Genomic DNA, 1577 nt, shown 5'->3' with positions numbered 1-1577 from the left:
AAATAATCATCGTATAAGGAGGTGATCCAGCCCCAGGTTCCCCTAGGGCTACCTTGTTACGACTTCACCCCAGTCATGAACCACAAAGTGGTGAGCGTCCTCCCGAAGGTTAAACTACCCACTTCTTTTGCAGCCCACTCCCATGGTGTGACGGGCGGTGTGTACAAGGCCCGGGAACGTATTCACCGTAGCATTCTGATCTACGATTACTAGCGATTCCGACTTCATGGAGTCGAGTTGCAGACTCCAATCCGGACTACGACGCACTTTTTGGGATTCGCTCACTTTTGCAAGTTGGCCGCCCTCTGTATGCGCCATTGTAGCACGTGTGTAGCCCTACTCGTAAGGGCCATGATGACTTGACGTCGTCCCCACCTTCCTCCGGTTTATCACCGGCAGTCTCCCTGGAGTTCCCGACATTACTCGCTGGCAAACAAGGATAAGGGTTGCGCTCGTTGCGGGACTTAACCCAACATTTCACAACACGAGCTGACGACAGCCATGCAGCACCTGTCTCAGAGTTCCCGAAGGCACCAAAGCATCTCTGCTAAGTTCTCTGGATGTCAAGAGTAGGTAAGGTTCTTCGCGTTGCATCGAATTAAACCACATGCTCCACCGCTTGTGCGGGCCCCCGTCAATTCATTTGAGTTTTAATCTTGCGACCGTACTCCCCAGGCGGTCTACTTAACGCGTTAGCTCCGAAAGCCACGGCTCAAGGCCACAACCTCCAAGTAGACATCGTTTACGGCGTGGACTACCAGGGTATCTAATCCTGTTTGCTCCCCACGCTTTCGCATCTGAGTGTCAGTATCTGTCCAGGGGGCCGCCTTCGCCACTGGTATTCCTTCAGATCTCTACGCATTTCACCGCTACACCTGAAATTCTACCCCCCTCTACAGTACTCTAGTCCGCCAGTTTCAAATGCAGTTCCGAGGTTGAGCCCCGGGCTTTCACATCTGACTTAACGAACCACCTGCATGCGCTTTACGCCCAGTAATTCCGATTAACGCTCGCACCCTCCGTATTACCGCGGCTGCTGGCACGGAGTTAGCCGGTGCTTCTTCTGTCGCTAACGTCAAGGATGCACGCTATTAACGTACACCCCTTCCTCACGACTGAAAGTACTTTACAACCCGAAGGCCTTCTTCATACACGCGGCATGGCTGCATCAGGCTTGCGCCCATTGTGCAATATTCCCCACTGCTGCCTCCCGTAGGAGTCTGGACCGTGTCTCAGTTCCAGTGTGGCTGATCATCCTCTCAGACCAGCTAGGGATCGTTGCCTTGGTGAGCCATTACCTCACCAACTAGCTAATCCCACCTAGGCATATCCTGACGCGAGAGGCCCGAAGGTCCCCCTCTTTGGCCCGTAGGCATTATGCGGTATTAGCCATCGTTTCCAATGGTTATCCCCCACATCAGGGCAATTTCCTAGGCATTACTCACCCGTCCGCCGCTCGACGCCCATTAACGCACCCGAAGGATTGTTAGTGTCGTTTCCGCTCGACTTGCATGTGTTAGGCCTGCCGCCAGCGTTCAATCTGAGCCATGATCAAACTCTTCAATTAAAGTTTTGTT

The 1577-nt window shown here is 53.2% G+C and carries 1 rRNA gene; it reads right to left on the bottom strand.

What is annotated here, in order from left to right:
* Window positions 1-14: 14 nt before the first annotated feature.
* A 16S ribosomal RNA gene (locus LNL84_RS19575) occupies window positions 15-1567 on the bottom strand.
* Window positions 1568-1577 lie beyond the last annotated feature (10 nt).

Origin of the sequence: Vibrio gelatinilyticus, assembly GCF_022836845.1 — a bacterium.
GTDB lineage: Bacteria > Pseudomonadota > Gammaproteobacteria > Enterobacterales > Vibrionaceae > Vibrio > Vibrio gelatinilyticus.
Note: the sequence above shows the minus strand (reverse complement) of the source record. Positions and strands in the feature narration are given on the sequence as shown.